The sequence below is a fragment of the Caballeronia sp. PC1 genome (assembly GCF_021353155.1).
GTDB classification, from domain to species: Bacteria; Pseudomonadota; Gammaproteobacteria; order Burkholderiales; family Burkholderiaceae; genus Caballeronia; species Caballeronia cordobensis.
Genome location: NZ_JAJUBH010000001.1, coordinates 1,371,285 through 1,394,971, shown reverse-complemented (window position 1 = coordinate 1,394,971; position 23,687 = coordinate 1,371,285). Strand labels below are relative to the sequence as shown.

Here is a 23,687-nt window from a genome sequence, read left to right as displayed (position 1 = left end):
GCATCGGTTTCTTTCGAGGCTGAGGAAAGCGGTGTGGAAACCGCCTTCCGGCTGCCGCTTAGCTGCCGCGGCGCGGCGCGCGCGGGCCGTCGTTGCGGCGTGCGCTGTAGCCGTCGCGCTGGCCGAAGCCGCCTTCACGGTTGCCGCCGCGATAGCCGCCATCGCTGTTGCCGCCGCGGTAGCCGCCGCCTTCGCTGCCGCGATAGCCGCCGTCACGGAAGCCGCCGCCTTCGCGCGCACCGGCGCTCGGCTTGTTGCCGTAACCGCTGGCGTTGCCCGGACCGTAGCCACGGCCGCTGCCGTTGCCACCGCCGTTGCCGCCGAAGCGACGACCGCCGCCATTACCGCCCGGACGGCCGCGTCCGCCGCCGAAACCGCCCTTGGGCGGTGCCTTGCGCGGCTCGAAGCCGGCAACGGTATTCACCGGCAGCGGTGCACGGACAAAACGCTCGATGCGCTTGAGTGCGCCCATTTCGGCGTAGTGCACAAGGCTGACCGCGGTGCCGCTGCGGCCCGCGCGGCCGGTGCGGCCGATGCGGTGCACGTAGTCTTCGGCGAACTTCGGCAGGTCGTAGTTGAACACGTGCGTGATGCCCGGAATGTCGATGCCGCGCGCGGCGACGTCGGTGGCGACCAGCACGCGCACACGCTTTTCGCGCAGCGCACGGATCGTGCGGTTGCGCGCGCCTTGCGGCAGGTCGCCGTGCAGCGCGGCGGATTCGAAACCGGCGTCGGCGAGACGATTGGCGATGAGATCGGCATCGCTCTTCGTCGCCGTGAAGACGATCGCCTGATCGAGCTCATCGGCTCGCAGCAGATGATCGAGCAGACGATCCTTGTGATCGCGGTCATCCACATAGTGCACGGTCTGCGCGATGTTGCTCTTCGCTTCGAGCCTTTGCACGATCTCGATGCGCTCCGGGTCCTTCAGCAGGCGGCCGGTCAGCGACGTGATCTTGCTGTCGATGGTCGCGGAGAAAAGCAGCGTCTGGCGGGAAGCGGGCGTCGCGTCGACGATCGTCTCGATGTCTTCGATGAAGCCCATGTCGAGCATGCGGTCGGCTTCGTCCAGCACGAGCATGTTCAGTTCCGACAGGTCGATGCGGCCGCGCTCCAGATGGTCGATCAGACGGCCCGGCGTCGCGACGAGAATTTCGGGGTTCTTCGCGAGCAGCATCAACTGCTGGCCATACGCGACGCCGCCGAGAATGCTGACGGTGCGCAGGCGGCGCAGATGCTTGCCATACGTCGTCGCGGCGGTGGACACCTGCATCGCGAGTTCGCGCGTCGGCGTGAGCACGAGCAGCTTCGGGCGCGCGATCGGCTGCGGACGGCGGCCGGACTTTGCGTTCGGATCGCGCGGCGCGCGCGGTTGCTGCGCTTCCTGCTTTTGCATTTGCGCGAATTTTTCGATGGCCGGCAGCATGAACGCCGCGGTCTTGCCGGAGCCGGTCGGGCTCGAGACGAGCAGATCGCGGCCGGCGAGCGCTGCGGGAATCGCGCGCTCCTGCACGGGCGTCGGGTTTTGATAGCCGGCTGCGGTCAGCGCGGAGACGATTTCGGCCGAAAGACCGAGGGATTCGAAACTGGGGCCGGCGGGCTTTTCGACTGCGGGAGCGGCCGGGGCGTCCGACGCGGGGGTCATGCCAATGTTTGCTGCGAGGTTGTCCAACGGGCTAGCGGTAAAGCTCGAAGTCATGTCGATCCTTGAAACGGGGAATAAGGCGTCGGCGCCAATCGGCATACCCAAGTCGTTGGATTCAGCGAGCGAAGAAACAGCGGGCAAATCGAAAAACGGGGGCCGCTCGCGCGAACATGCGGCGAGCATCTTGGTTAGAAGCTGTATCGGATTCACGGCAGGCCCGGTCGTTCGCGAGAACGGCAAGCGCTGACGTCAGCCTGATGCATGACGGGCCGTGAAACAAACTGCGCGCAATACAACCGCGCAATGGCCTGGCAGGAAGGGGACAGTTTCTAAACTGGATTGGGGCGAAACGCTACGAGGCGCCTTGCTGCGTGCGGCTTCGAGCGGGTTTGACCCGTCGGGCATGCCGCTCGCAATCGAGCGCTAGCCGCTAGTATATCGGAATTTGCTGCACTGCGCCACATTTTGGCGCATGCGCCATCTCTGGGCATCAGGATGGCGCAGGTGCGGAGTGCGTCGATATCAGGCGGCTTCGCCGCGCTTCAGCGCTTCGACGAGTTCGACGTAGCGCGCCTTGGCGTCGTCGGTGGGGGTGCCCTGGAGCGCGGCCCACGCTTCGTATTTGTATTTGCCGGCGATGTCGGTGAAACCGGGTTTTTCACCTTCGACGTCGCCGATGCTCGCCTGCTTGAAGAGCGCGTAGAGGCGCAGCAGCGTGAGATTGCCGGGGCGCTCCGGCAGTTGCGTCACGTCGGTCTGGGCCTGGGCGAATTGCTGGTCGATGCCGGTCATGCATTCTCCGTTGTTATCAAGATGGCGAGACAAGAGCGGTCGATCTTAGCAAGCGAGGCAAGCGCCGCCTCTCGAGGCTTTCCTCCAACCGAGGACGCCTTCCAGACGCCTTTCGGAAGCCGCCGCTTGTATGGATCGCGCGAATGCGGCGCATGTCCCGCATTACAATACGGCCTATGACACGCACCGTTTTGCTCGCCCTCGACACTTCGACGGAATTTTGCTCCGTCGCGCTCCTGCTCGCCGACTCCGCTTCTGCTTCCGTTGCCGTTCCCGACCCCGCTCCCGTTCAGTCCGCCGTCGCGCCTCATTACGCGAGCGGCGGCGTTCGCGTCTGGTTCCGCCACGAAGCGACGGGCGCCGTCTCGAGCACGCGCCTCTTGCCCGCCGTGCGCGAGCTTTTCGACGAGGCGGGCGTCGCGCTCGCCGATTGCGCCGCGATCGCGTTCGGTGCGGGCCCGGGCTCGTTCACCGGCCTGCGCACCGCAACGGGCGTCGCGCAAGGGCTGGCGTTCGGCCTGAACGTGCCGGTCGTGCCGGTCAGCACGCTGCTCGCGTGCGCCGAAAGTGCGCGGCTGAACGATCCGTCGATCCCGCCGCGCGTGCTCGCGGCGCTCGATGCGCGCATGGACGAGGTCTACTGGGCCGACTACGAATTCGATGCCGCCACCGGCGAATGGCGCACCTTGCATGCGGCGTCGCTCGATGCGCCCGCTGCGCTGCCGCTGCCGGATGCGCCTTTCGCGCTCGCGGGCAACGCCGCGGCTGCGTTCGGCGAGCGCCTGCCGGCGGTGTCGGCGGCTGCCTGCGTCGATCGCGAAGCGCTGCCCCACGCGCTGCCGGTCGCGCTCATCGGCTTGCGCGCGTTGCGGGCGGGCCGCACGGTCGCGCCCGAGCATGCCGCGCCGGACTATGTGCGCGACAAGGTCGCGCAGACCACCGCAGAGCGCATGCAGGCTCGCGCGGAGGCGAGTCGGTGAGCGGCGTGCTGCTGGCCGATCGGTATCTCACACCGATGACCGAAGGCGACCTCGACGAAGTCGCCGCGGTCGAAAAGCTTGCCTACGAGTTTCCTTGGAGCCGCGGCAATTTCCAGGATTCGCTGCGCAACGGCTATTACGGCGTCTGTTTGCGGCACGTGACGGGCACGCTGATCGGCTATTGCGTGCTGATGCCCGTCGTCGACGAAATGCATTTGCTCAATCTGTGTGTTGCACCGTCGGCGCAGCGGGCGGGCGCGGGTCTTACGCTCTTGCGCGAAGCGGTGCGCATCACGCGGGCGGAGAAGCTCGAAGGCGTGCTGCTCGAAGTGCGGCCGTCCAATCCGCGCGCCATCCAGCTTTACGAGCGCTTCGGCTTCGCCGCCATCGGACGCCGCAAGAATTATTACCCCGCGCGGCATCGCTCGCGCGAGGACGCAATCGTCATGCGTCTGTCGTTTTCGAAGGAGAGTGCGCATGGCGCTCGATGAATCGCTGGTGGAGGAGTTGGGCTTCGGGCCGGTCTGGGTCCGTCGCGGAGTCACGGCTGTGCCGGCGCGCGAGGAAGTGATAGACGCGCCGGCTGCCGTCGAGGCGCCGCGTGTGACGGAAGCGCCTGAAACGCCGACGCCCGTCGAACTGCGCGCGGAGCCGAAGCCTGCGCAAGCGCCGCCGCCCGCTGCACAGCCCGAATCCGACATCCCGCCGCTCGACGCCTACGACGATCTCCCCTGGACCGACGAGGCGCCGATCCACGTCGAGCCCGCCTTGGTCGACGCGCCGAGCGACGTCCACACGCTCGACTGGGACGCGCTCGCCGAACGCGTCGCGAACTGCGAACTGTGCCGCCTGTGCGAGCGCCGCACGAACACGGTCTTCGGCGTCGGCGATCGGGAAGCCGACTGGATGCTGATCGGCGAAGCGCCCGGCGAGAACGAGGACAAGCAGGGCGAGCCGTTCGTCGGCCAGGCGGGCAAGCTGCTCGACAACATGCTGCGCGCGCTCGCGCTGTCGCGGCAGACGAACGTGTATATCGCCAACGTGATCAAATGCCGGCCGCCCGGCAACCGCAATCCCGAACTCGATGAAGTCGCACGCTGCGAGCCGTACTTGCAGCGCCAGGTCGAGCTCGTGAAGCCGAAAGTCATCGTCGCGATGGGCCGCTTCGCCGCGCAAAGCCTGCTGAAGAACGAAGCCAGCATCGCGTCGATGCGCGGGCGCGTGCACGCGTATCGCGGCGTGCCGGTCATCGTCACGTATCACCCGGCGTATCTGTTGCGCAGCCTGCAGGACAAGTCGAAGGCGTGGGCCGATCTCTGCCTCGCGCGCAACACCTATCGCGAGGCGCTCGCCGCGCTCGGCGTCGAGCAGGGAGCGCAGAAGGACGGCGTCTGATGGCCGCGCCGCCAAGCGGGCTCGCGCGCCTTATCGACGGCTTCGACGACGTCACCGTGCGCGATCTCGCGTGGCTGCTCTTCGCGCCCGATCTGCTTCGCGAGGGCGACATCGCGCTGGCGCGTCCGCTCGCGACGGACACCGAGCGCGACGCGACGCTCGCGTGGCTTCGCGCGCTCGACGCCGCGCCGCAATCGCTGCACGATCACGCGCGCAATCCCAAGTTCACGCGCCTGGGCATCTACGCCGAAAGTCTCGTCCGCTATTTTCTGGCGCACGGTCCCGCGGCGCGCCTGGTCGCGGCGAACGTGCCGTTGCGGCGTCAGCGGCGCACCATCGGCGAATGCGATTTTCTGCTCGAAGCGGCGAACGGCGCGCGCCTGCATTGGGAACTCGCGGTGAAGTTCTACCTGCATATCGGCGATGGCGACGCATCCCGCACGGCGCGTCTGTCGGACTATGTCGGGCCGAATCTCCAGGATCGCTTCGATCTGAAGCACGCGCGGCTCGTCACGCATCAGCTCGCGCTTACCTCACGCGCGGAATTCGCCGCGCTCGGCTTCGAAGGGCCGTGGCGCGCGCAATTGTTCATCAAGGGACGGCTTTTCTATCACGGCGTCGAAGGCGAGCGGACCGAACCCGCGCCCGAGATCGGCGACGATCATCTGCGTGGATGGTGGCTGACGGCGTCGGAGTGGCGCGAGGCGCGCGCAAAAGCCCCCGCCGATGAACGCGCGTGGGTCGTGCAGCCGCGCATGGCGTGGCTCGCGTCGCGCCAACTCGATGCGGCGGCGGCCGCAACGCTCCTCGCGGAATCCGACGCCATTCGAACGCGTCTGGAAAGCACGGCCGCGCCGACGATGATCGCGGCCTACGCACGCGACGACGCGGGCGGCTGGACGGAGGAATCGCGCGGCTTCATCGTGCCGGACGGCTGGCCCGAAGCGGCGCGCGCGTTCGCGGCATCGGCCGGCTGAGCGCCGCCGCGCCTACCACCAGCGGTAGAAGTGATGCACCGGCCCGACGCCGTGGCCGACGTCGAGCCGCACGCTCGCCTCGATCGCGCCGGTCAGATAGCGCTTTGCTTCGGCGGTGGCGCTGGCGAGATCGCCGGTCTGCGGGATCAGCGCCGCGATCGCCGACGACAGCGTGCAGCCCGTGCCGTGCGTGTTCTTGAGCGGCACGCGCGCGCCGCCGAGCCTGAGCGATCCGCCTTCTTCGATGAGCCAGTCCGGGCTGTCGTTCGACGCGAGATGGCCGCCTTTCATCAGCACGGCGCGCGCGCCGAGCGCACGCAGCGCTTCGCCCTGGCGCACCATCGCGTCTTCGTCGGCGGCGCTGTCGGTGCCGAGCAAGGCGGCCGCTTCGGGCAGATTCGGCGTGACGAGCGTCGCGAGCGGCAGCAGTTCGTCGCGCAACGCGGCGACCGCTTCCGGCGCGAGCAGCGCGTGATGGCTCTTGGAAATCATCACGGTGTCGAGCACGACATGCCGCGGCCGATGCCGCGCGAGCGCGGCGGCGACCGCGCGCACGATGCCCGCGTTCGCCAGCATGCCGATCTTCACGGCGTCGATGCGGATATCGTCGAACACGGCGTCGAGCTGGGCGGCGACGAATGCGGGTTCCGGCGCGTGCACGGCCGTCACGCCGCGCGTGTTCTGCGCCGTGAGCGCCGTGATGACGCTCGCGCCGTATGCGCCGAGCGCCGAGAACGCCTTCAGGTCGGCCTGAATGCCCGCGCCGCCGCTCGAGTCGGAACCGGCGATCGTGAGCACATTGGGAATGGGTTTCGTGATTGCCATGAGCTTAGTTGCGTGACTGCGCGATGGTGGCCGCAAGCGAAGCGGCTGCTTCGCGCGGATCGGGCGCCTTGCAGATCGCCGACACGACGGCGAGCCCGGCGGGTTCGGCGCGCATGACCTCGGCGGCGTTATGCGCCTGGATGCCGCCGATCGCCACGGTCGGCAGGCGCGTGGCCGCGCGGATCGCGGCGAGGCCGTCGATGCCGCAGGGCGCGGACGCGTCGGTTTTGGTGGGCGTCGCGTAGACCGGGCCCGCGCCGAGATAATCGACGATGCCCGCGCGCGCATCCGCTTCGGCCGTTTCGTCGAGATTCGAGACCGACAGGCCGATCAGCGCGTCGGGACCGAGCAGCCGCCGCGCGATCTCGGCGGGCAGGTCGCGCTGGCCGATATGCACGCCATCGGCGCCTACCGCGAGCGCGACATCGACATGATCGTTGACGACGAACGGCACGCCGTGCGCGCGCGCGAGTGGCGCCAGCTCGCGCGCCAGATCGAACCACGCGCGCTTGTGCCATTCGGGCGCGCGCAGTTGCACGAGCGTCGCGCCGCCTTCGAGCGCGGCGCGCGCGACCGCGAGCGCGGCGTCGTGGCCGCCGCACTGCACGGGGTCGAGCACGAGATAAAGCGAAAGATCGAATGCGGCCCGCATGATCAGCCCGCGACGATGTCGCGCTGCACGAGCGTCTTGCCAAACGCTTCGGCGTCGAGCGAGGCGAGCCGGTCCAGATACGCGACGGCAAAGCTGCCGGGCAGGGCGGCGTCGCGCGCGGCGAGCTCGCCGGCGATGGTCGAATACGCGATCGCGGCCACCGTCGCGCTCAGAAACTCGTCGCGGCCCAACGCCGTGCCGACGAACGCCGCGATCGTCGCGGACAGCGCGCAGCCGATGCCCGTCACGCGCGTCATGAGCGGCGAGCCGTTGGAGAGCGCGACCGTGCGCCGGCCATCGGTCACGTAGTCGGTTGCGCCCGTCACGCCGACGACCGCCCCCGTTTTCAGCGCGAGAATCTGCGCGGCGTCGAGCGCGGCGTCGGTGGCGGCGGTGCTGTCGACGCCGCGTCCGCTCGCCGCGCCGCCCGACAGGCTGATGATCTCCGACGCGTTGCCGCGAATCACCGCGGGCTTCGCATCGAGCAGATCGAGCGCGAACTCGGTGCGAAACGACAGCGGGCCGACCGCGACCGGATCGAGCACCCACGGCTTGCCCGCGCCGTTGGCGGCCTCGACGGCGGCGCGGATCGCGCGGCTTTGCGGCGCGTCGAGCGTGCCGAGATTGACCGACAGCGCATGGGCGAGCGGCGCGAATTCGGCGACTTCCTCGCGCGCGACGACCATCGCGGGCGCGGCGCCGAGCGCGAGCAGCACGTTGGCCGTGAAGTTGGTGACGACGAGGTTCGTGAGGCAATGCACGAGCGGCGCGCGCTCGCGCACGCGGCTCACGAAGGAGAAAAGATCGGCGGGCATGATGCGGACAGAGTGAAACGGCGCGAACGCGGCGTCAATGCCGCGCTTCGCCGATCAGCGCGACCGAATCGAAGGCGCGCTGATTGGCCTGATGCCGGCGCATCACGAAATACATCATGAGGCACACGAACGAGCCGAACATGACGATGACGAGCTGGATCGGCACGTCGAGCCACACGAGCGCGGCGTACAGGCACAGCATGATGAGCACCGACAGGTTTTCGTTGAAGTTCTGCACCGCGATGGAATGCCCGGCGGAGAGCAGCACGTGCCCGCGATGCTGGAGCAGCGCGTTCATCGGCACGACGAAAAAGCCCGACAGGGCGCCGACGACCATCAGGAACACATACGCGATCAGCAAGTAGCCCGGGAAGTGCATCTTGCCGAAATAGATGCCCCAGTGCGCGGGAAAGAGGTGGCGCGTGTAGAACGCCATCAGCATGACGGCGACGCCCATGATGATTCCCACGGGCAGCACGGTGAGCGAGCGCTTGAGCGGCACGCGCGCGGCGGCGAGCACGGCGCCCGCCGCGACGCCCACGGCGATCACCGCCTGCAGAATCGCGGCTTGCGAGAGCGTCATGCCGAGCGACACTTCGGCCCACTTGAGCACGATGAACTGGAGCGTCGCGCCCGCGCCCCAGAAGAGCGTCGTGACGGCGAGCGAGATCTGGCCGAGCTTGTCGCGCCACAGCACGAGAAAGCAGTCGGCGAAATCGGTGATGAGCTTGAGCGGCCGCGTTTCCTGTTTCGGATAGCGCGCGCCGGTATCGGGAATGCGCAGATTGAAGATCGCGGCGATCACGTACATCAGCATGATGACGAGCATCGCGGCCTCCGCCGGGGTGCTGATCCGCGGGATGTGCAGCGCGAGCAGGTGCCCCGCGATATGCGGACTGATGAGCGCGCCGCCCATGACCGTGCCGAGAATGATCGAACCGACCGTCGTGCCTTCGATCCAGCCGTTCGCGGCGACGAGCCGGTCGGCGGGCAAAAGCTCGGTGAGAATGCCGTACTTCGCCGGCGAATAGGCCGCCGCGCCGAAGCCCACGATGCCGTACGCAAGCAGCGGATGTGCGCCGAAGAGCATCGTCACGCAGCCGACGACCTTGATCGTGTTGGTCACGAACATCACGTGACCCTTGGGCCGGGAATCCGCGAAAGCGCCGACGAACGCCGCGAGAATCACATACGACAGGACGAAGAACAGCTTGAGCAGCGGCGTCATCCAGTTCGGGGCGTGAAGGTCTTTCAGCAGTGCAATGGCAGCGATCAGTAGAGCGTTATCGGCCAGCGACGAGAAAAACTGCGCGGCCATGATGGTGTAAAAACCTTTTTTCATCTGATCCGAAGCTTTCCTCACTGCGGGTGATCCGCCCCGAACGCCGGGTAGGCGTCCGGGCTTATGCCTTTCGAAATGGGTTGTGCGCACGGCTTTATAACACGAAAATAGGCTCATTCTGACTAGCAGTAATCTCGATCGCGCGAGAAATGACACGCTCGTGCACGACTTTCCTCATAAGATACTGATTCGCGAGGCGCCGTGGCGGGCGCAGCGGGACGCCTCCCGCTGGCGTATGCTCGCCTTTTCGACCGCGATTTTTGCAATTCCACCAAACGCTCATGCCGCGCCCCCTATCCGCAACGATCCACACCGCCGCACTCGCCAACAACCTCGCCATTGCGCGCAAATACGCGCCGAAATCCAAAGTCTGGGCTGTCGTCAAGGCAAATGCGTATGGCCACGGGCTCGCCCGGGCGTTCCCCGGACTGCGCGCAACCGACGGCTTTGGCCTACTCGACCTCGAAGAAGCCGCGAAGTTGCGTGAATTGGGCTGGGCGGGGCCGATTCTTTTGCTCGAAGGCTTCTTCCGGCCGACCGATATCGACGTGATCGACCGCTACAGCCTGACCACCGCGGTGCATTGCGACGAACAATTACGCATGCTCGAGATGGCGCGCCTGTCGAAGCCCGTCAACATCCAGCTCAAGATGAACAGCGGCATGAACCGGCTCGGCTACACGCCGGCCAAGTTCCGCGCCGCCTGGGAGCGCGCCCGCGCCGTGCACGGCGTCGGCCAGATCACGCTCATGACCCATTTTTCCGATGCCGACGGCCCGCGCGGCATCGCGCATCAGCTCGAAGCGTTCGAACGCGGCGCGGAGGGCATCGCGGGCGCGCGCAGCCTGGCCAATTCGGCTGGCGTGCTGTGGCATCCGGATGCGCATTTCGACTGGGTGCGGCCCGGCATCATGCTCTATGGCGCATCGCCGTCGGGCGTGACGGCCGATATCGCCAGCACCGGTCTCAAGCCCGCCATGACGCTCCAGTCCGAACTGATCGCGGTGCAGACGGTCGACGCGGGCAGCAGCATCGGCTACGGCTCGACCTTTACAGCGGGCGAATCGATGCGCATCGGCGTGGTCGCGTGCGGCTACGCGGACGGCTATCCGCGCATCGCGCCGGAAGGCACGCCCGTGATCGTCGATGGCGTGAGGACGAAGCTCGTCGGCCGCGTGTCGATGGACATGCTCACCGTCGATCTGACGCCGTGCCCGGGCGCGGGCATCGGTTCGCGCGTCGAGCTGTGGGGCGCGAACCTCCCGGTCGACGACGTCGCGAGCGCCGCCGGCACGATCGGCTACGAGCTCATGTGCGCAATCGCGCAGCGCGTGCCGGTGCGCGCGGAATAAGGCAGACGGGCTTTCGGGCCACGAATAACGAGAAATCAGGCAAGGCTTCGGTGTGGCAAAAGTAGCGAAAGCAAAGACGCTGTACGTATGCAGCGAGTGCGGCGGGGAATCGCCCAAGTGGACCGGCCAGTGCGCCGCATGCAACGCGTGGAACACGCTCACGGAATCGGTGGCGCAGAGCGCGTCGAATCACCGCTTTCAGGCGCTCGCGAAGAGCTCGCCGGTGCGCCGGCTGGCCGAAATCGAGGCGTCGGACGTGCCGCGCTTCACGACCGGCGTCGGCGAATTCGACCGCGTGCTGGGCGGCGGCCTCGTGCCGGGTGGCGTGGTGCTGATCGGCGGCGATCCGGGCATCGGCAAATCGACGCTGCTGCTGCAATCGCTCGCGGAAATCGCGCGCGAGCGGCCCGCGCTCTACGTGAGCGGCGAGGAATCGGGGGCGCAGATCGCGTTGCGCGCCCAGCGGCTCGGTCTCATCGGGGAGGCCAGCGCGGCGGGCGATCTCGCGCTGCTCGCCGAAATCCAGCTCGAAAAGATCCAGGCGACCATCGACGAGCAGCGGCCCGAAGTCGCGGTCATCGACTCCATTCAGACGGTCTATTCGGAAGCGCTCACGTCCGCGCCCGGTTCGGTTGCGCAGGTGCGCGAGTGCGCGGCGCAACTGACGCGCATCGCGAAGCAGACGGGCACGTCGATCATCATGGTCGGCCACGTGACGAAAGAAGGCAGCCTCGCGGGGCCGCGCGTGCTGGAGCATATCGTCGATACGGTGCTGTATTTCGAGGGCGACACCCATTCGTCGTTCCGGCTCGTGCGCGCGTTCAAGAACCGCTTCGGCGCGGTCAACGAGCTCGGCGTGTTCGCGATGACGGAAAAGGGCTTGCGCGGCGTGGCCAATCCGTCGGCGCTTTTTCTGTCGCAGCACGAGCAAAGTGTTGCAGGATCGTGCGTGCTCGTGACGCAGGAAGGCTCGCGCCCGCTGCTCGTCGAGGTGCAGGCGCTCGTCGATACCGCGCACGTGCCCAATCCGCGCCGGCTCGCGGTCGGCCTGGAGCAGAACCGGCTCGCGCTCCTGCTCGCCGTGCTGCATCGGCACGCGGGCATTGCATGCTTCGATCAGGACGTGTTTCTGAATGCCGTCGGCGGCGTCAAGATCACGGAGCCCGCTGCCGATCTGGCCGTGCTGCTCGCGATCCATTCGTCCATGCGCAACAAGCCGCTGCCCAAGGGCCTCATTACGTTCGGCGAAGTGGGGCTCGCGGGTGAAATCCGGCCTTCGCCGCGCGGACAGGATCGTCTGAAGGAAGCGGCCAAGCTCGGTTTCTCGATGGCGCTTATTCCGAAGGCCAACGCGCCGAAGCAGGCGATCGACGGCCTGAAGGTGATTGCAGTGGACCGTATCGAGGAAGCGATCGACCGCGTCCGCGATCTCGACTAAGGGACGCTCACGCCGATGATGTGATCGGTCCCTTCGTAACGTCCCGTAAAAAAGCGGTTGCGCAATGTAACCCAAGCGGCGCGCGGTTTTTCTATCCTTACAAGGCTACGGACCCGGCCAACTTCGCTAAGGCGTTTCAAGAAGCGAAGTGACCGGAAGGATCGAGAGGACCACGCTTTGAAACACTTGAAATCAACCCGGCCGAAGCCCGCGTTTCATTTACGCGGTTGCCGCGTCTCCGCGCCGCTGCAGCAGCCCTGGGGCAGCGGCTGCCGGATCGTCGAATGGATCGACGAGCAGGGCCAGATCTCGCGGCGGGTCGTCGCGGCCGACATCACCGAGGACGAAGTCGTTGCGACCATTCGCCAGCACGTGACCGGTCGCAAACACGTGCTCATCGACGACGAGCGTCAGCCGCGCCAGGTCCTGCCGCGGCGCTGATCAGCGCTCAAAGAGGGGATGCGCCGCCGCTTCGGCGGGCGTGAGCACCGGCGCGACGCAGCAATCGAGCGGCTCCAGCAATGCCATCCATTCGTCGCGGGTGCGCTCGCGAAAGCAGGCGGCCAGTTCCGCCGACAATCGGGCGGCATCCGCGCCGCCGATCGCCTGTCCGAGGCTCCAGTGCTGCGCCGCCCAGTCCGGGCGGCCGAGCGCATTGCACAAGGTCTGCCAGAATTTCAGTTCGAGCGCGCCGACCGCAATGAAGCGGTCATCTCGCGTGCGATACACGTCGTAGCAGGGCGCGCCGCCGTTCAGCAGGCCTGCACCGGCGCGCGTCGAGGCCTCGTTCTCGTTGGCGAGCGCGATGTGCGCCATCACGTTATGCGTGTGGATCGCGTGGGTCATCGAGACGTTCAGGCAACGGCCTTCGCCGCCGTGCGCCACCTGCCAGGCTGCCGCGAGTATTTCCATGACGGCGGCGAGCGCACCGCCGAGCAGGTCCGCTAGCTGGAAATTCGGCGCGACGGGCGTGCCGTCGCGCGCCGCGAGTTGATCGAGCACGCCCGCATAGGCGAGGTAGTTCAGATCGTGGCCGGCCTTCTGCGCGAACGGCCCTTCGGCGCCGAAGCCCGTGATCGCGCAGTAGACGAGCTTCGGATTCGCCTCGCGCAGCACGTCGTAGCCGACCCCCAGACGCGCCATCACGGAAGGCCGGAAACTTTCGATCAACACATCGGCGTCGCGCGCGAGCTCGATCAGTTTTGCGCGGCCTTCGTCGGTCTTGAGATCGAGCGTGAGTTGCCGCTTGCCGCGATTGACGATGCGATAGAACGCGCTCGGCGTGCCGCTTTGCCGGTCGGCGTCGCTTTGCAGCATCGCGCGCGCGTAGTCGCCTTCGCCGGGCGGTTCGATTTTGAGCACATCAGCGCCGAGCTCCGCGAGCCGCAAGGTGGCGATGGGGCCGGGCAAAAGCCGCGTCAGATCCAGCACGCGCAGGCCGGTGAGAGAAGGCGTCACGTCGTTGATCTCCGTTATGAGCCGATTTGCTCCAGTTCTTCGTGGGCTTCGAGCCAATCCATTTCGAGCGTTTCGAGGCGCGCGTTCACTTCGCCCTGCCGGCGGATCGTCTCAGTGAGCTTCGCTTTCAGCGCCGCCTCGTAGCTCGCCGGATCGGCGACGAACGCGTCGAGGTCCGCTTTCTCCGCGTTGAGCTTCTCCATTTCCTTCTCGATCTTCGCGATGCGCGACTTGAGCGGCTTCGTCAGATGCGCGAGCTTTTGCCGCTCCTGCGCCTCCTGGCGGCGCTGCTCCTTTCGATTGATGCCGGCGTCCTGCACCTCGCCGGCTTCCTTCGCGGCGGCGCGCGTTTCAGCGGCGTGTTGCAGCAGCCAGTCGCGATAATCGTCGAGATCGCCGTCGAACGGGCTCAGCCGATGTTTGGCGACGAGCATGAAGGTATCGGTCGTCGCGCGCAGCAGATGCCGGTCGTGCGACACGAGAATCAGCGTGCCTTCGAACTGCGCGAGCGCCATCGTCAGCGCGTGACGGGTTTCGAGGTCGAGGTGGTTGGTCGGCTCGTCGAGCAGGAGCAGATTCGGCTTCTGCCAGATGATGAGCGCGAGCGCGAGCCGCGCCTTCTCGCCGCCGGAAAAGGGTGCGATTTTCGCGGTCGCCATGTCGCCCGAGAAGTTGAAGCTGCCGAGAAAGTCGCGCAGTTCCTGCTCGCGGGTGTCGGGCGCGAGGCGCGCGAGATGCTGGATCGCCGAGTCGTCGGGACGCAGCGTTTCCAGTTGATGCTGCGCGAAATAGCCGATCTGCAGGCCCTTGCCCTGGTGCACGCCGCCCGAAAGCGGTTCGAGCGTTTGCGCGAGCGTCTTGATGAGCGTCGACTTGCCCTGACCGTTCGCGCCGAGCAGGCCGATGCGCTGCCCGTTCTGGATCGACAGCGTCACGCCTTCGACGATCGGAATCTCGCCGCCTGCGTCATTGTGATAACCGCAGCGCACGCCTTCCATGACCATCATCGGATTGGGCGCGGCATCGGGCTCGCGGAATTCGAAGGTGAACGGCGAGCTCGCATGCGCGGGCGCGATCAGTTCCATCTTCTCCAGCGCCTTCACGCGGCTCTGCGCCTGCTTCGCCTTGGTCGCCTTCGCCTTGAAGCGGTCGATGAAGCTCTGCAGATGCGCGACCGTCTTCTGCTGCTTTTCGTAGGCGCTCTGCTGCAACGCGATCTGCTGCGCGCGCAGCACTTCGAACTGGCTGTAGTTGCCGCCGTAGCGCTTCACCTGGCGATTTTCCAGATGCAGCGTGACATTGCAGACGGAATCGAGAAATTCGCGATCGTGCGAGATGACGACAAGCGTGCCGGGATAGCGCCCGAGCCAGTCTTCCAGCCAGACGATGGCGTCCAGGTCCAGGTGGTTGGTCGGTTCGTCGAGCAGTAGCAGATCGGACGGGCACATCAGCGCCTGCGCGAGATTCAGGCGCATGCGCCAGCCGCCCGAAAAGCTCGATACCGGCTCGCGCGTCTGTTCGAGCGTGAAGCCGAGGCCGAGCAAAAGTGTTTCGGCGCGCGCGGGCGCGGTGTAGCCGTCGGCATCGGCGAAGGCGGCGTGGGCTTCGGCTTCGGCGGCGCCGTCGTGCGCGGCGGAGGCCGACGCGATGCGTGCTTCGATCGCGCGCAGATGCGTGTCGCCATCGAGCGTGTAGTCGAGCGCGCTGCGATCCACCGCCGGCGTTTCCTGCGCGACGTGGGCGATGCGCCACGACGGCGGCATCGAAAAATCGCCGCCGTCAGCGTGCAACTCGCCGCGCAGCACGGAAAAGAGCGTGGATTTGCCCGCGCCGTTCGCGCCGACGAGACCGGCCTTCTCGCCCGGATTGAGCGTGAAGCTGGTGTCTTCGAAAAGCGGCTTGGTGCCGCGGGACAGGCTGAACTGATTGAAGCGGATCACGTCGGAATGGCGGCGAAAGGAGCGCGGCTTGGAAGGAAAGCGCTATTTTAGACCGGACGGCCCGCGTCGCCGGGGTCGGCCGTTCGGCTAATGGCGGGCGAGCGCGCGTCGGGGTAGCATCGCCTGACTTTCTTCCGATTTACTTCCCGGAGCACGCCATGAGCAACGACATCTACGGTTTTTCGGCCGAAACACTCGACGGCGCGACCGTCGGCCTCGACACCTACCGCGACAAAGTGCTGCTGATCGTGAATACGGCGAGCGAATGCGGTTTCACGCCGCAATACAAGGGCTTGCAGGAGATCTACCAGCAATTCGCCACGCGCGGTTTCGCCGTGCTCGGCTTTCCGTGCAACCAGTTCGGCAAGCAGGAACCGGGCGACGCGCAGCAGATCGGCAGCTTTTGCGAAAAGAACTTCGGCGTCACGTTTCCGATGTTCGCGAAGATCGAAGTGAACGGCGCGAATGCGCATCCGCTCTACAAGTATCTGAAGGACAAGGAGCCGGGGCTGCTCGGCATCGAGGCGATCAAGTGGAATTTCACGAAGTTTCTCATCGATCGCAAGGGCAATGTCGTGAAACGCTACGCGCCGCAGACCAAGCCTGAAGCGATCGCCGACGAGATCGAAAAGCTCCTCTGAACGCGCTCAGAGAATCGGCGAGAAAAGCCGCGCGACGTGCATCGCCATGCGCCGCCAGAACGCTTTGCCGCGGTAGTCGTCGGCATCGATCTCGAAGGACTGCGCGAAGTCCGCAAGCAGCATGTCCTCGACCTGGCGCGCGAAGGCGCGATCGACCGTCAGCACCGTGATCTCGAAGTTCAGGCGGAACGAACGGTTGTCGAGATTGGCGCTGCCGATGGACGCGGCGATATCGTCGACGAGCACGACCTTCTGATGCAGAAAGCCCGGCCTGTAGCGGAAGATGCGCACGCCTGCCTGCACGAGATCGTAGGCATAGAGCCGCGACGCGGCGAACACCACGCGATGGTCGCGCCGGCTCGGAATCAGGATGCGCACGTCGACGCCGCGCATAACCGCGAGCCTCAGCGCGGAGAACACGGCTTCGTCGGGAATCAGATACGGCGACGTGATCCAGATGCGCTCGCGCGCCGCGTTGATCGCCTCGACGAAGAAGAGCGAGCACGTCTCCTGTTTGTCGGCGGGGCCGCTCGACAGCACCATGCAGTGCATGTTCTCGTCCGAATGCGGCGCCGGGCCGAGTTCGGGCAGACGCTGCGTCGCCCAGTACCAGTCTTCCGTGAAGACGAACTGGATGCTGGCGACCGCCGGGCCGCGCACTTCCACGTGCGTGTCGCGCCAGGGCGAAAGCCGCGGATTGCCGCCGAGATATTCGACGCCCACGTTATGCCCGCCGACGAACGCGCACTTGCCGTCCACGATGACGATCTTCCGATGATTGCGAAAGTTGATCTGGAAGCGATGCACGAACTTGCGCGTGGCCGCGAACGGATGCGCTTCGACGCCGCCGGCGCGCAGTGCGTTCACGTAGCGATGCGGCAGGTCGAAGCTGCCGATGCTGTCGTACAGGAAGTACACGCGCACGCCGGCCTGCGCCTTGCCGATCAGCGCGTCCTTGAGCTTCTCGCCGAGCGCATCGGCGCGCACGATGAAAAATTGCACGACCACATAGCGTTCCGCCGCCGCGATGGCTTCGAGAATCGCCGCGAAGGTGGCTTCGCCGTTGATGAGCACGCGCGCCGAGTTGCCGCGCAGAAACGGCATGCCGGAAAGCCGCTGCAACGTGCGGATGGTCGGATTGCCGAGATAGGCGGCCGGTCCCGGCGCGATCTCGCCGCGCACACCCGACAGATCGGCGAGCGCGGCGGTGTCGGGCGCATCGCTGCGCGCGCCCGACTCCCATTCGGCGGGCTTGGAGCGGCTGCGCAGGATATCGATCTCGAGCCGCCGCTCGTCGATATAGCCCGCGAACTTGCTGCGGCCGAGGAAGAGGTAGGGAATCAGCGTGAAGTAGGGCATCGCGACGAGCGACACGGCCCACGCGACCGCGCCTTGCGACGTGCGTGTGTTGATGACGGCATGGATCGCGGCGATCACGCCGAGGACATGCGCGGCCATCACGAGCGTGCCGAGATGGAGCCAGTCGGATGCTTGCATAGACGCCGGAAAGGGTTGGAAGGGCTTCGCGCTTGGCGATTTGCCATATTACCCAACCCTTTGGCGCGAAGTGTCGGAGAACGTTGCGGCGCTTGCGCCGCCGCAACGTGCGCCCGTGCGGGGCAATCAGGCCGGCAGGTCCGCGGCCTGGATGAGGAAGACGTTGTCGTCGCCCGCGCTCGTCGACAGCCACACGAGATCGAGGCCGCCCAGCGCCGCCTCGACATTGGGCCGCTCGTTGCCGATTTCGACCACGAGCACGCCGTCTTCCGTCAGCCACTTGCCCGCGTCGCGCACGATGCGCCGCACCACGTCCATGCCGTCCGCGCCGCCCGCGAGCGCGAGCTCGGGCTCATGCCGGTACTCTTCCGGCAGCGCCTGCATTGCGTGCGCGTTGACGTAAGGCGGGTTCGTGATGATGACCTCGTAGCGCTGTTGCGGCAGCGGCGCGTACAGGTCGCCTTCGTAAAGCGTCACGCGGTCGTCGAGACCGTAATCGTCGACGTTGCGGCGCGCGACCGCGAGCGCATCGGCGGAAATATCGACGGCATCGACATCGGCGTTCTCGAAGGCCTGCGCCGCGAGAATCGCGAGACAGCCGGAACCGGTGCACAGTTCGAGCACGCGCGTGACGTGGTCCGGGTCGGCCACATAGGGCTGCAAGCCGTCCTGCAGCAACTCGCCGATAAACGAACGCGGCACGATCACGCGCTCGTCGACATAGAAGCGGCGGCCGTGCATCCACGCTTCCTGCGTGATGTACGCGGCGGGAATGCGCTCCTTCGCGCGGCGCTCGATCACTTTCATGACGGCGTCGATTTCGGTGTCGAGCAGGCGCGCGTCGAGAAACGGTTCGAGCGTGTCGAGCGGCAGATGCAGCGTGTGCAGGATCAGGTACGCGGCTTCGTCGTAGGCGTTGGTCGAGCCGTGGCCGAACGACAGGCCCGCCTCGGTGAAGCGCGAAACGCCGAAGCGCAGCAGGTCGCGCACGGTGGTGAAGGGCAGCGCCATCGAAGGCTCCTTTTTATTGTGTTGAAATTTCAGGCGAGCAAGTGTTCCAGCACGCGCCGGTAGACGTTCTTCAGCGGCTCGATGAAACGCACTTCGACATGCTCGTCGATCTTGTGGATCGTGCCGTTCGGCGGGCCGAACTCCACGACCTGATCGCAGATCCGCGCGATGAAGCGTCCATCGGAGGTGCCGCCCGTGGTAGACAGTTCGGTGCGCACGCCGGTTTCATCGAAGATGGCTTTATCGAGCGCATCGGACAGCGCGCCGCGCGGCGTGAGAAACGGCAGGCCGCTCACGATCCACGTCAGGTCGTAGTCGAGGCCGTGCCGCTCGAGGATCGCGTGAACGCGGCTTTGCAGGCTTTCGACCGTGCTCGCGGTCGAGAAGCGGAAGTTGAACATCAGGTCGGCGTGGCCGGGAATGATGTTGGTCGCGCCGGTGCCGGAATGCAGATTCGAGACTTGCCACGTCGTAGGCGGGAAGTATTCGTTGCCGTCGTCCCATTTTTCCGCGACGAGTTCCGCGAGCGCGGGCGCAAGCAGATGCACGGGATTTTTCGCGAGATGCGGATACGCGATATGCCCCTGCACGCCCTTGACGACGAGCTTGCCGGTCATCGAGCCGCGCCGGCCGTTCTTCACCATGTCGCCGAGCGTGGCGTTCGACGTCGGTTCGCCGACGATGCAGTAGTCGAGCCGCGTGCCGCGCGCCTTGAGCGCTTCGACGACCTTGATCGTGCCGTCGGTGGCCGGGCCTTCTTCGTCGCTCGTGATGAGAAAAGCGAGCGAGCCGCGATGCGCCGGATGTCGCGCGACGAACTCCTCGCTCGACACGACGAACGCCGCGAGCGACGCCTTCATGTCCGCGGCGCCACGCCCGTAGAGCTTGCCGTCGCGGTGCGTGGGCGTGAAGGGCGGCGAGCTCCACTGTTCGAGCGGGCCGGTCGGCACGACGTCGGTATGGCCGGCGAAGGCGAGCAGTTTGCCTTGCGCGTCCGTGCCGCGCCTCACGGCCCAGAGATTCGTGACGCCGCCCGATTCAATCGTTTCGCATTCGAAGCCGATCGCCGCGAGCCGCTCGATCATGAGCGCCTGGCAAGCCTGATCGTCGGGCGTGACGGAGGCGCGTTCGATCAGCGCTTCAGTGAGAGAGAGTGTGCCGGACATGTTTCTTTTTCCACAGCGATAAAAAATGCCGGCGCGCGGGCCGGCACTCGTCTTTCATGTGCGATGACCGTCGGGTTCACAGTCATCGCGTCGGCTCAGGCGAAAAGCGTTTCGTACTGCTCGGCGGAAAACCCGAGCGTCTTCACGCGCCCGTTCACCACGACGACCGGCCGCTTGATGATCGACGGCTTGTGGATCATCAGCGCGATCGCGCCCGAGGTCGTGTCGGCTTCGGCCTTGTGCACGTCGGACAAACCGCGCCACGTCGTGCCGCGCTTGTTGATGAGCTGGTCGAGCGGCACGTCCTTCAGCCAGTCCTGAACCAGCTTCTCGTTCACGCCGGCCTTCTTGAAGTCGTGAAACTCGAACGGCACGCCGTGCGCTTCCAGCCACACGCGCGCTTTCTTCACGGTGTCGCAGTTCGGAATGCCGTAGACGACCGTGGTCGGGGTGGATCCGCGTGCCAAATCAGTCGCCTCGCAGCAGTTCGTTCAGGCCGACTTTCGCGCGCGTCTTGGCATCGACCTTCTTGACGATCACCGCGCAGTACAGGCTGTGCGAGCCGTCCTTCGACGGCAGGTTGCCCGCGACGACGACCGAGCCCGCCGGAATGCGGCCGTAGGTCACTTCGCCGGTTTCGCGGTCGTAGATCTTGGTGGACTGGCCGAGATAGACGCCCATCGAAATGACCGAGTTCTCTTCGACGATCACGCCTTCCACCACTTCCGAGCGCGCGCCGATGAAGCAGTTGTCCTCGATGATGACCGGGTTCGCCTGCAACGGCTCCAGCACGCCGCCGATGCCCACGCCGCCCGACAGATGCACGTTCTTGCCGATCTGCGCGCACGAGCCGACGGTGGCCCACGTATCGACCATCGTGCCTTCATCGACATACGCGCCGATGTTCGTGTACGACGGCATCAGCACGACGTTCTTCGCGATGAACGAGCCGCGGCGCGCGATGGCCGGCGGCACGACGCGAAAACCGCCCGCCGCGAAGTCTTCGGCGGTGTAGTTCGCGAACTTCGAGGGCACCTTGTCGTAGAACTGCGAGTAGCCGCCAGCGGGCATCGGCGCGTTGTCTTCCAGGCGGAACGACAGCAGCACGGCCTTCTTGAGCCACTGGTTCACGACCCAGTCGCCGTCGCGCTTTTCGGCGACGCGCATCTGGCCTTTATCGAGTTGCTCGATCGCATGCGCGACGGCTTCGCGGACTTCGGCGGGCGCGGCCTTGGGCGAGAGCTCGGCGCGGTTTTCCCAGGCGGTATCGATGATGCTCTGAAGTTGTTGCGACATAGTGGTATCAAGGATGGGTAGTTTTGGACCGGCAACGCGGGTCAGGATGTCAGCGTGCGGCAGAATTCGACGATGCGGCGGGCCCCTTCGACACATTCCGCGGTTTCGGCCACGAGCGCGATGCGCACGAAGCCTTCGCCCGGGTTGGTGCCGTGCGCGTGACGCGCGAGAAAAGAGCCCGGCAGAACCGTCACATTATAGTCGGCGTACAGTCGCGCCGCGAACTCGGTATCGGTCAGGCCGGTGCGCGAGACGTTCGCCCACAGATAGAACGCGGCGTCGGGCGAGCGCACGTCGAGCACCTCGGCGAGCATCGGCGTGACCGTTTCGAACTTTTGCACGTACTTGGCGCGGTTGTCGCGCACGTGCGTTTCATCCTGCCAGGCGACGACGCTCGCGCGCTGAAAAACCGTGGAGAGCGCCGCGCCGTGATAGGTGCGATAGAGCAGGAAATCCTTCAGGATCGCCGCGTCGCCGGCGACGAACCCCGAGCGCATACCCGGCACGTTCGAGCGCTTCGACAGGCTCGAGAGCATCACGAGACGCTCGAAGCCGCGCCCGAGCAGCCGCGCCGCTTCGAGACCGCCGAGCGGCGGCTTGTCTTCGTCGAAGTAGATCTCCGAATAGCATTCGTCCGAAGCAATCACGAAGCCGTGTTCGTCCGACAGCGCGAACAGCTCGCGCCAGTTGTCGAGCGTGAGCACCGCGCCCGTGGGATTGCCCGGCGAGCACACGTAGAGCAACTGCGTGCGCGCCCAGACGTGCGCCGGCACCTGGGCGTAATCGCAGGCGAAGTTGCGCGCCGGGTCGCTGTTGACGAAATACGGCTCGGCGCCCGCGAGCAGCGCCGCCCCTTCGTAGATTTGATAGAACGGGTTCGGACAGAGTACGATGGGCGGTTCGGCGGCATTCGTCGCTCGGCTGTCGATGACAGTCTGCGCCAGCGCGAACAGCGCTTCGCGCGAACCGGACACGGGCAGCACTTCGGTGGCCGCATCGATCGAAGCGAGGCCGTAGCGCGTTTTCACCCACGCCGCGATGGCCGAGCGCAACGGCTCGCTGCCGAGCGTGGCCGGATAGGAGGCGAGGCCGTCGAGCGCGTTCACCACGGCATCGCGGATCAGCGCGGGCGTCGGATGCTTCGGCTCGCCGATGCCGAAGCTGACCGGCGTGAATCCGGCGCGCGGCTCGATGCCCTTGAAGAGCAGCCGGAGCTTTTCGAACGGATAAGGCTGAAGTTTCTTGAGAAGTGGATTCACGGCGTGACCGGTAAGCAGTGAGCGATGCATGCGAGGCGCGGAAAATGCATGAAACGCCTGCGCAATCGCCATCGGAAGACATCGAACGGACGCGAAACGAACTCGCGATTATAGCGCGCGGCGCCGCGCCCGAAGCGGCTGGCGGCGCGCGCCACGAAGGACGAAAGTGCAGATGAAGAAGGGTGCAGTGCAATGACGGGCGGCGTGCGCAATGCATCGTCGCTATGGCCGACGCTCGCGATCATGCTGGGCGCGTCGGTGTGGGGCCTCGTCTGGTATCCGATGCGCATGCTCGCGGCGATGGGCCTTTCCGGCACCGCCGCCAGCGCGACAACGAGCGGCGCAGCGTGCATCTTCGTGCTGCTCGCGAAACGCCGCTCGATCAGCACGCTGTCGTGGCACTGGCTGCTCGTCGGGCTCGGCGTGGCCGCGGGCGTGACGAACATCGGTTTCGTGTGGGGCGCGATTCACGGCCAGGTGATGCGCGTGCTGCTGCTGTTCTATCTGACGCCCGCCTGGACCGCGATCTTCGCGCACTTCATCCTGAAGGAACGCCTGACCCGCGCCGATGCCGCGCTGTCGCTGCTCTCGCTCGCCGGCGCGGTGACCATGCTCTGGTCGCCCGAACTCGGCATGCCGCTGCCCGCCGATCTCGCGGAATGGGCCGGTCTCATGGGCGGCATGGGCTTCGCGATGAGCAACGTGCTCGTGGTCAAGGTCACGCGCACCTTGCCCGCGATGAAGGCCGAGATGCGCACCGCCGTGATCTTCGGCGGCGCGGCGCTGGTCGCCTGCGTCGTCACGCTGTTCGAGCCGATGCCCGCGCCGCCTACGGCCGCGCTCGTGCCTACCGTGACGTTCATCGTGATCGGGCTGGGCGTCGTGCTCGCGGTCAACAACATGATCGTGCAGATCGGGCTCGCGCGCGTGCCGGCCAATCGCGCGTCGATCATCATGCTGTTCGAGCTCGTCGTGACGGCGCTGTCGGCGTGGCTGTTCGCGGGCGAAGTGCCCGGTCCGCGCGAATGGGCGGGCGGCGCGTGCATCGTCGTCGCGTGCGTGCTTTCTGCATGGGTGCACCGGCCGCGCGCGCCGCGCCCGCCTGGCGCGACCGACGCGCCCGGCATCGCCGAAGACGCGCCGGAAAGCAAAAAGAAATCGACTCGCGCGATGGTATGATGGTGTCCGCTTCGCCGGGCCAGCGGG

Annotated in this window: 23 protein-coding genes; 9 read left to right on the top strand and 14 right to left on the bottom strand. The window is 66.3% G+C overall.

Features of this window, described 5'->3' with window-relative positions:
- Window positions 1-58: 58 nt before the first annotated feature.
- Complete coding sequence (locus LY284_RS06665; protein WP_014191095.1) at window positions 59-1,699, bottom strand: DEAD/DEAH box helicase; 1,641 nt, start codon at window positions 1,697-1,699, stop codon at window positions 59-61.
- Between the two features lie 468 nt (window positions 1,700-2,167).
- Window positions 2,168-2,437 carry an acyl-CoA-binding protein gene (locus LY284_RS06660; protein ID WP_014191096.1) on the bottom strand — a complete coding sequence of 90 codons (270 nt, stop codon included), beginning with the start codon at window positions 2,435-2,437 and terminating at the stop codon, window positions 2,168-2,170.
- Between the two features lie 176 nt (window positions 2,438-2,613).
- Here LY284_RS06660 and tsaB point away from each other — a divergent pair, with 176 nt between their 5' ends.
- The 4 genes from tsaB to LY284_RS06640 are packed head-to-tail and all read left to right on the top strand — an operon-like array spanning window position 2,614 to window position 5,789.
- A complete protein-coding gene (gene tsaB / locus LY284_RS06655) occupies window positions 2,614-3,417 on the top strand; it encodes a tRNA (adenosine(37)-N6)-threonylcarbamoyltransferase complex dimerization subunit type 1 TsaB (RefSeq protein ID WP_014191097.1) in 804 nt (267 codons plus the stop codon).
- On the top strand, window positions 3,414-3,908 hold the full coding sequence (gene rimI / locus LY284_RS06650; protein WP_014191098.1) for a ribosomal protein S18-alanine N-acetyltransferase: 495 nt from the start codon (window positions 3,414-3,416) through the stop codon (window positions 3,906-3,908). The genes tsaB and rimI overlap by 4 nt, the downstream gene beginning before the upstream one ends.
- Entirely contained in the window at window positions 3,895-4,812 is a 918-nt protein-coding gene (locus tag LY284_RS06645; RefSeq protein ID WP_014191099.1) for a uracil-DNA glycosylase family protein, read from the top strand. The genes rimI and LY284_RS06645 overlap by 14 nt, the downstream gene beginning before the upstream one ends.
- Complete coding sequence (locus tag LY284_RS06640; protein ID WP_014191100.1) at window positions 4,812-5,789, top strand: DUF1853 family protein; 978 nt, start codon at window positions 4,812-4,814, stop codon at window positions 5,787-5,789. Before LY284_RS06645 ends, LY284_RS06640 begins: the two co-directional genes overlap by 1 nt.
- Window positions 5,790-5,801: 12 nt before the next feature.
- Here LY284_RS06640 and thiD read toward each other — a convergent pair whose 3' ends face one another.
- Genes thiD through lplT form a run of 4 tightly spaced genes read right to left on the bottom strand, consistent with a single transcriptional unit; the run spans window position 5,802 to window position 9,423 of the window.
- Window positions 5,802-6,608, bottom strand: a complete 807-nt coding sequence (gene thiD / locus LY284_RS06635) for a bifunctional hydroxymethylpyrimidine kinase/phosphomethylpyrimidine kinase (RefSeq protein ID WP_309243193.1) — start codon at window positions 6,606-6,608, stop codon at window positions 5,802-5,804.
- Window positions 6,609-6,618: 10 nt separating this feature from the next.
- Window positions 6,619-7,266, bottom strand: coding sequence for a thiamine phosphate synthase (gene thiE, locus LY284_RS06630; protein WP_233385313.1), 648 nt, complete (start codon window positions 7,264-7,266; stop codon window positions 6,619-6,621).
- Between the two features lie 2 nt (window positions 7,267-7,268).
- The gene (thiM, locus tag LY284_RS06625; RefSeq protein WP_014191103.1) at window positions 7,269-8,081 is read right to left on the bottom strand and encodes a hydroxyethylthiazole kinase; all 813 of its coding nucleotides are present in this window, start codon (window positions 8,079-8,081) and stop codon (window positions 7,269-7,271) included.
- A 34-nt stretch (window positions 8,082-8,115) separates the two neighbouring features.
- Complete coding sequence (lplT, locus tag LY284_RS06620; protein WP_014191104.1) at window positions 8,116-9,423, bottom strand: lysophospholipid transporter LplT; 1,308 nt, start codon at window positions 9,421-9,423, stop codon at window positions 8,116-8,118.
- A 281-nt stretch (window positions 9,424-9,704) separates the two neighbouring features.
- On the opposite strand from lplT, the gene alr reads away from it, so the two are divergent.
- The 3 genes from alr (at window position 9,705) to LY284_RS06605 (ending at window position 12,654) form a co-directional block, all read left to right on the top strand.
- Window positions 9,705-10,775, top strand: a complete 1,071-nt coding sequence (alr, locus tag LY284_RS06615; protein WP_014191105.1) for an alanine racemase — start codon at window positions 9,705-9,707, stop codon at window positions 10,773-10,775.
- A 52-nt stretch (window positions 10,776-10,827) separates the two neighbouring features.
- Window positions 10,828-12,213, top strand: coding sequence for a DNA repair protein RadA (gene radA, locus LY284_RS06610; protein WP_014191106.1), 1,386 nt, complete (start codon window positions 10,828-10,830; stop codon window positions 12,211-12,213).
- Between the two features lie 177 nt (window positions 12,214-12,390).
- Window positions 12,391-12,654 carry a DUF2866 domain-containing protein gene (locus tag LY284_RS06605; protein ID WP_014191107.1) on the top strand — a complete coding sequence of 88 codons (264 nt, stop codon included), beginning with the start codon at window positions 12,391-12,393 and terminating at the stop codon, window positions 12,652-12,654.
- On the opposite strand, the gene LY284_RS06600 is transcribed toward LY284_RS06605, so the two are convergent.
- A complete protein-coding gene (locus LY284_RS06600; protein WP_014191108.1) occupies window positions 12,655-13,671 on the bottom strand; it encodes a CaiB/BaiF CoA-transferase family protein in 1,017 nt (338 codons plus the stop codon). It abuts the gene before it with no gap.
- A gap of 14 nt (window positions 13,672-13,685) precedes the next feature.
- On the bottom strand, window positions 13,686-15,611 hold the full coding sequence (locus LY284_RS06595; protein ID WP_014191109.1) for an ATP-binding cassette domain-containing protein: 1,926 nt from the start codon (window positions 15,609-15,611) through the stop codon (window positions 13,686-13,688).
- Window positions 15,612-15,769: 158 nt separating this feature from the next.
- On the opposite strand from LY284_RS06595, the gene LY284_RS06590 reads away from it, so the two are divergent.
- Window positions 15,770-16,252: a glutathione peroxidase gene (locus tag LY284_RS06590; protein WP_014191110.1), complete on the top strand. Its 483-nt coding sequence runs from the start codon at window positions 15,770-15,772 to the stop codon at window positions 16,250-16,252.
- A gap of 6 nt (window positions 16,253-16,258) precedes the next feature.
- Here the strand turns inward: LY284_RS06590 and cls are convergent, their stop codons facing one another.
- The 6 genes from cls to dapC all read right to left on the bottom strand — a co-directional run bounded on the left by cls (window position 16,259) and on the right by dapC (window position 22,481).
- Window positions 16,259-17,749: a cardiolipin synthase gene (gene cls / locus LY284_RS06585; protein WP_014191111.1), complete on the bottom strand. Its 1,491-nt coding sequence runs from the start codon at window positions 17,747-17,749 to the stop codon at window positions 16,259-16,261.
- A gap of 126 nt (window positions 17,750-17,875) precedes the next feature.
- Window positions 17,876-18,760: a 50S ribosomal protein L3 N(5)-glutamine methyltransferase gene (gene prmB, locus LY284_RS06580; protein ID WP_014191112.1), complete on the bottom strand. Its 885-nt coding sequence runs from the start codon at window positions 18,758-18,760 to the stop codon at window positions 17,876-17,878.
- A gap of 29 nt (window positions 18,761-18,789) precedes the next feature.
- Window positions 18,790-19,926, bottom strand: coding sequence for a succinyl-diaminopimelate desuccinylase (dapE, locus tag LY284_RS06575; RefSeq protein WP_014191113.1), 1,137 nt, complete (start codon window positions 19,924-19,926; stop codon window positions 18,790-18,792).
- 95 nt (window positions 19,927-20,021) lie between these two features.
- Window positions 20,022-20,393 (bottom strand): ArsC family reductase, encoded by a 372-nt coding sequence (locus LY284_RS06570; RefSeq protein ID WP_014191114.1) that lies wholly within the window; start codon window positions 20,391-20,393, stop codon window positions 20,022-20,024.
- Window position 20,394: 1 nt separating this feature from the next.
- A complete protein-coding gene (gene dapD / locus LY284_RS06565; RefSeq protein WP_014191115.1) occupies window positions 20,395-21,222 on the bottom strand; it encodes a 2,3,4,5-tetrahydropyridine-2,6-dicarboxylate N-succinyltransferase in 828 nt (275 codons plus the stop codon).
- 41 nt (window positions 21,223-21,263) lie between these two features.
- The gene (gene dapC / locus LY284_RS06560) at window positions 21,264-22,481 is read right to left on the bottom strand and encodes a succinyldiaminopimelate transaminase (RefSeq protein WP_014191116.1); all 1,218 of its coding nucleotides are present in this window, start codon (window positions 22,479-22,481) and stop codon (window positions 21,264-21,266) included.
- A gap of 192 nt (window positions 22,482-22,673) precedes the next feature.
- Between dapC and LY284_RS06555 the strand changes: the two genes are divergently transcribed.
- Window positions 22,674-23,660, top strand: coding sequence for a DMT family transporter (locus LY284_RS06555; RefSeq protein ID WP_014191117.1), 987 nt, complete (start codon window positions 22,674-22,676; stop codon window positions 23,658-23,660).
- The last annotated feature ends 27 nt before the right edge of the window (window positions 23,661-23,687 follow it).

Excerpts from the sequence above, each read along its gene's own strand:
- dapD (WP_014191115.1), bottom strand. The coding sequence starts at position 21,222 with ATGTCGCAACAACTTCAGAGCATCATCGATACCGCCTGGGAAAACCGC.
- lplT (WP_014191104.1), bottom strand. The coding sequence starts at position 9,423 with ATGAAAAAAGGTTTTTACACCATCATGGCCGCGCAGTTTTTCTCGTCG.
- LY284_RS06640 (WP_014191100.1), top strand. The coding sequence starts at position 4,812 with ATGGCCGCGCCGCCAAGCGGGCTCGCGCGCCTTATCGACGGCTTCGAC.
- LY284_RS06665 (WP_014191095.1), bottom strand. The coding sequence starts at position 1,699 with ATGACTTCGAGCTTTACCGCTAGCCCGTTGGACAACCTCGCAGCAAAC.
- LY284_RS06555 (WP_014191117.1), top strand. The coding sequence starts at position 22,674 with ATGACGGGCGGCGTGCGCAATGCATCGTCGCTATGGCCGACGCTCGCG.
- thiE (WP_233385313.1), bottom strand. The coding sequence starts at position 7,266 with ATGCGGGCCGCATTCGATCTTTCGCTTTATCTCGTGCTCGACCCCGTG.
- LY284_RS06590 (WP_014191110.1), top strand. The coding sequence starts at position 15,770 with ATGAGCAACGACATCTACGGTTTTTCGGCCGAAACACTCGACGGCGCG.
- LY284_RS06645 (WP_014191099.1), top strand. The coding sequence starts at position 3,895 with ATGGCGCTCGATGAATCGCTGGTGGAGGAGTTGGGCTTCGGGCCGGTC.
- cls (WP_014191111.1), bottom strand. The coding sequence starts at position 17,749 with ATGCAAGCATCCGACTGGCTCCATCTCGGCACGCTCGTGATGGCCGCG.
- tsaB (WP_014191097.1), top strand. The coding sequence starts at position 2,614 with ATGACACGCACCGTTTTGCTCGCCCTCGACACTTCGACGGAATTTTGC.
- LY284_RS06660 (WP_014191096.1), bottom strand. The coding sequence starts at position 2,437 with ATGACCGGCATCGACCAGCAATTCGCCCAGGCCCAGACCGACGTGACG.
- thiM (WP_014191103.1), bottom strand. The coding sequence starts at position 8,081 with ATGCCCGCCGATCTTTTCTCCTTCGTGAGCCGCGTGCGCGAGCGCGCG.
- prmB (WP_014191112.1), bottom strand. The coding sequence starts at position 18,760 with ATGGCGCTGCCCTTCACCACCGTGCGCGACCTGCTGCGCTTCGGCGTT.
- dapE (WP_014191113.1), bottom strand. The coding sequence starts at position 19,926 with ATGTCCGGCACACTCTCTCTCACTGAAGCGCTGATCGAACGCGCCTCC.
- alr (WP_014191105.1), top strand. The coding sequence starts at position 9,705 with ATGCCGCGCCCCCTATCCGCAACGATCCACACCGCCGCACTCGCCAAC.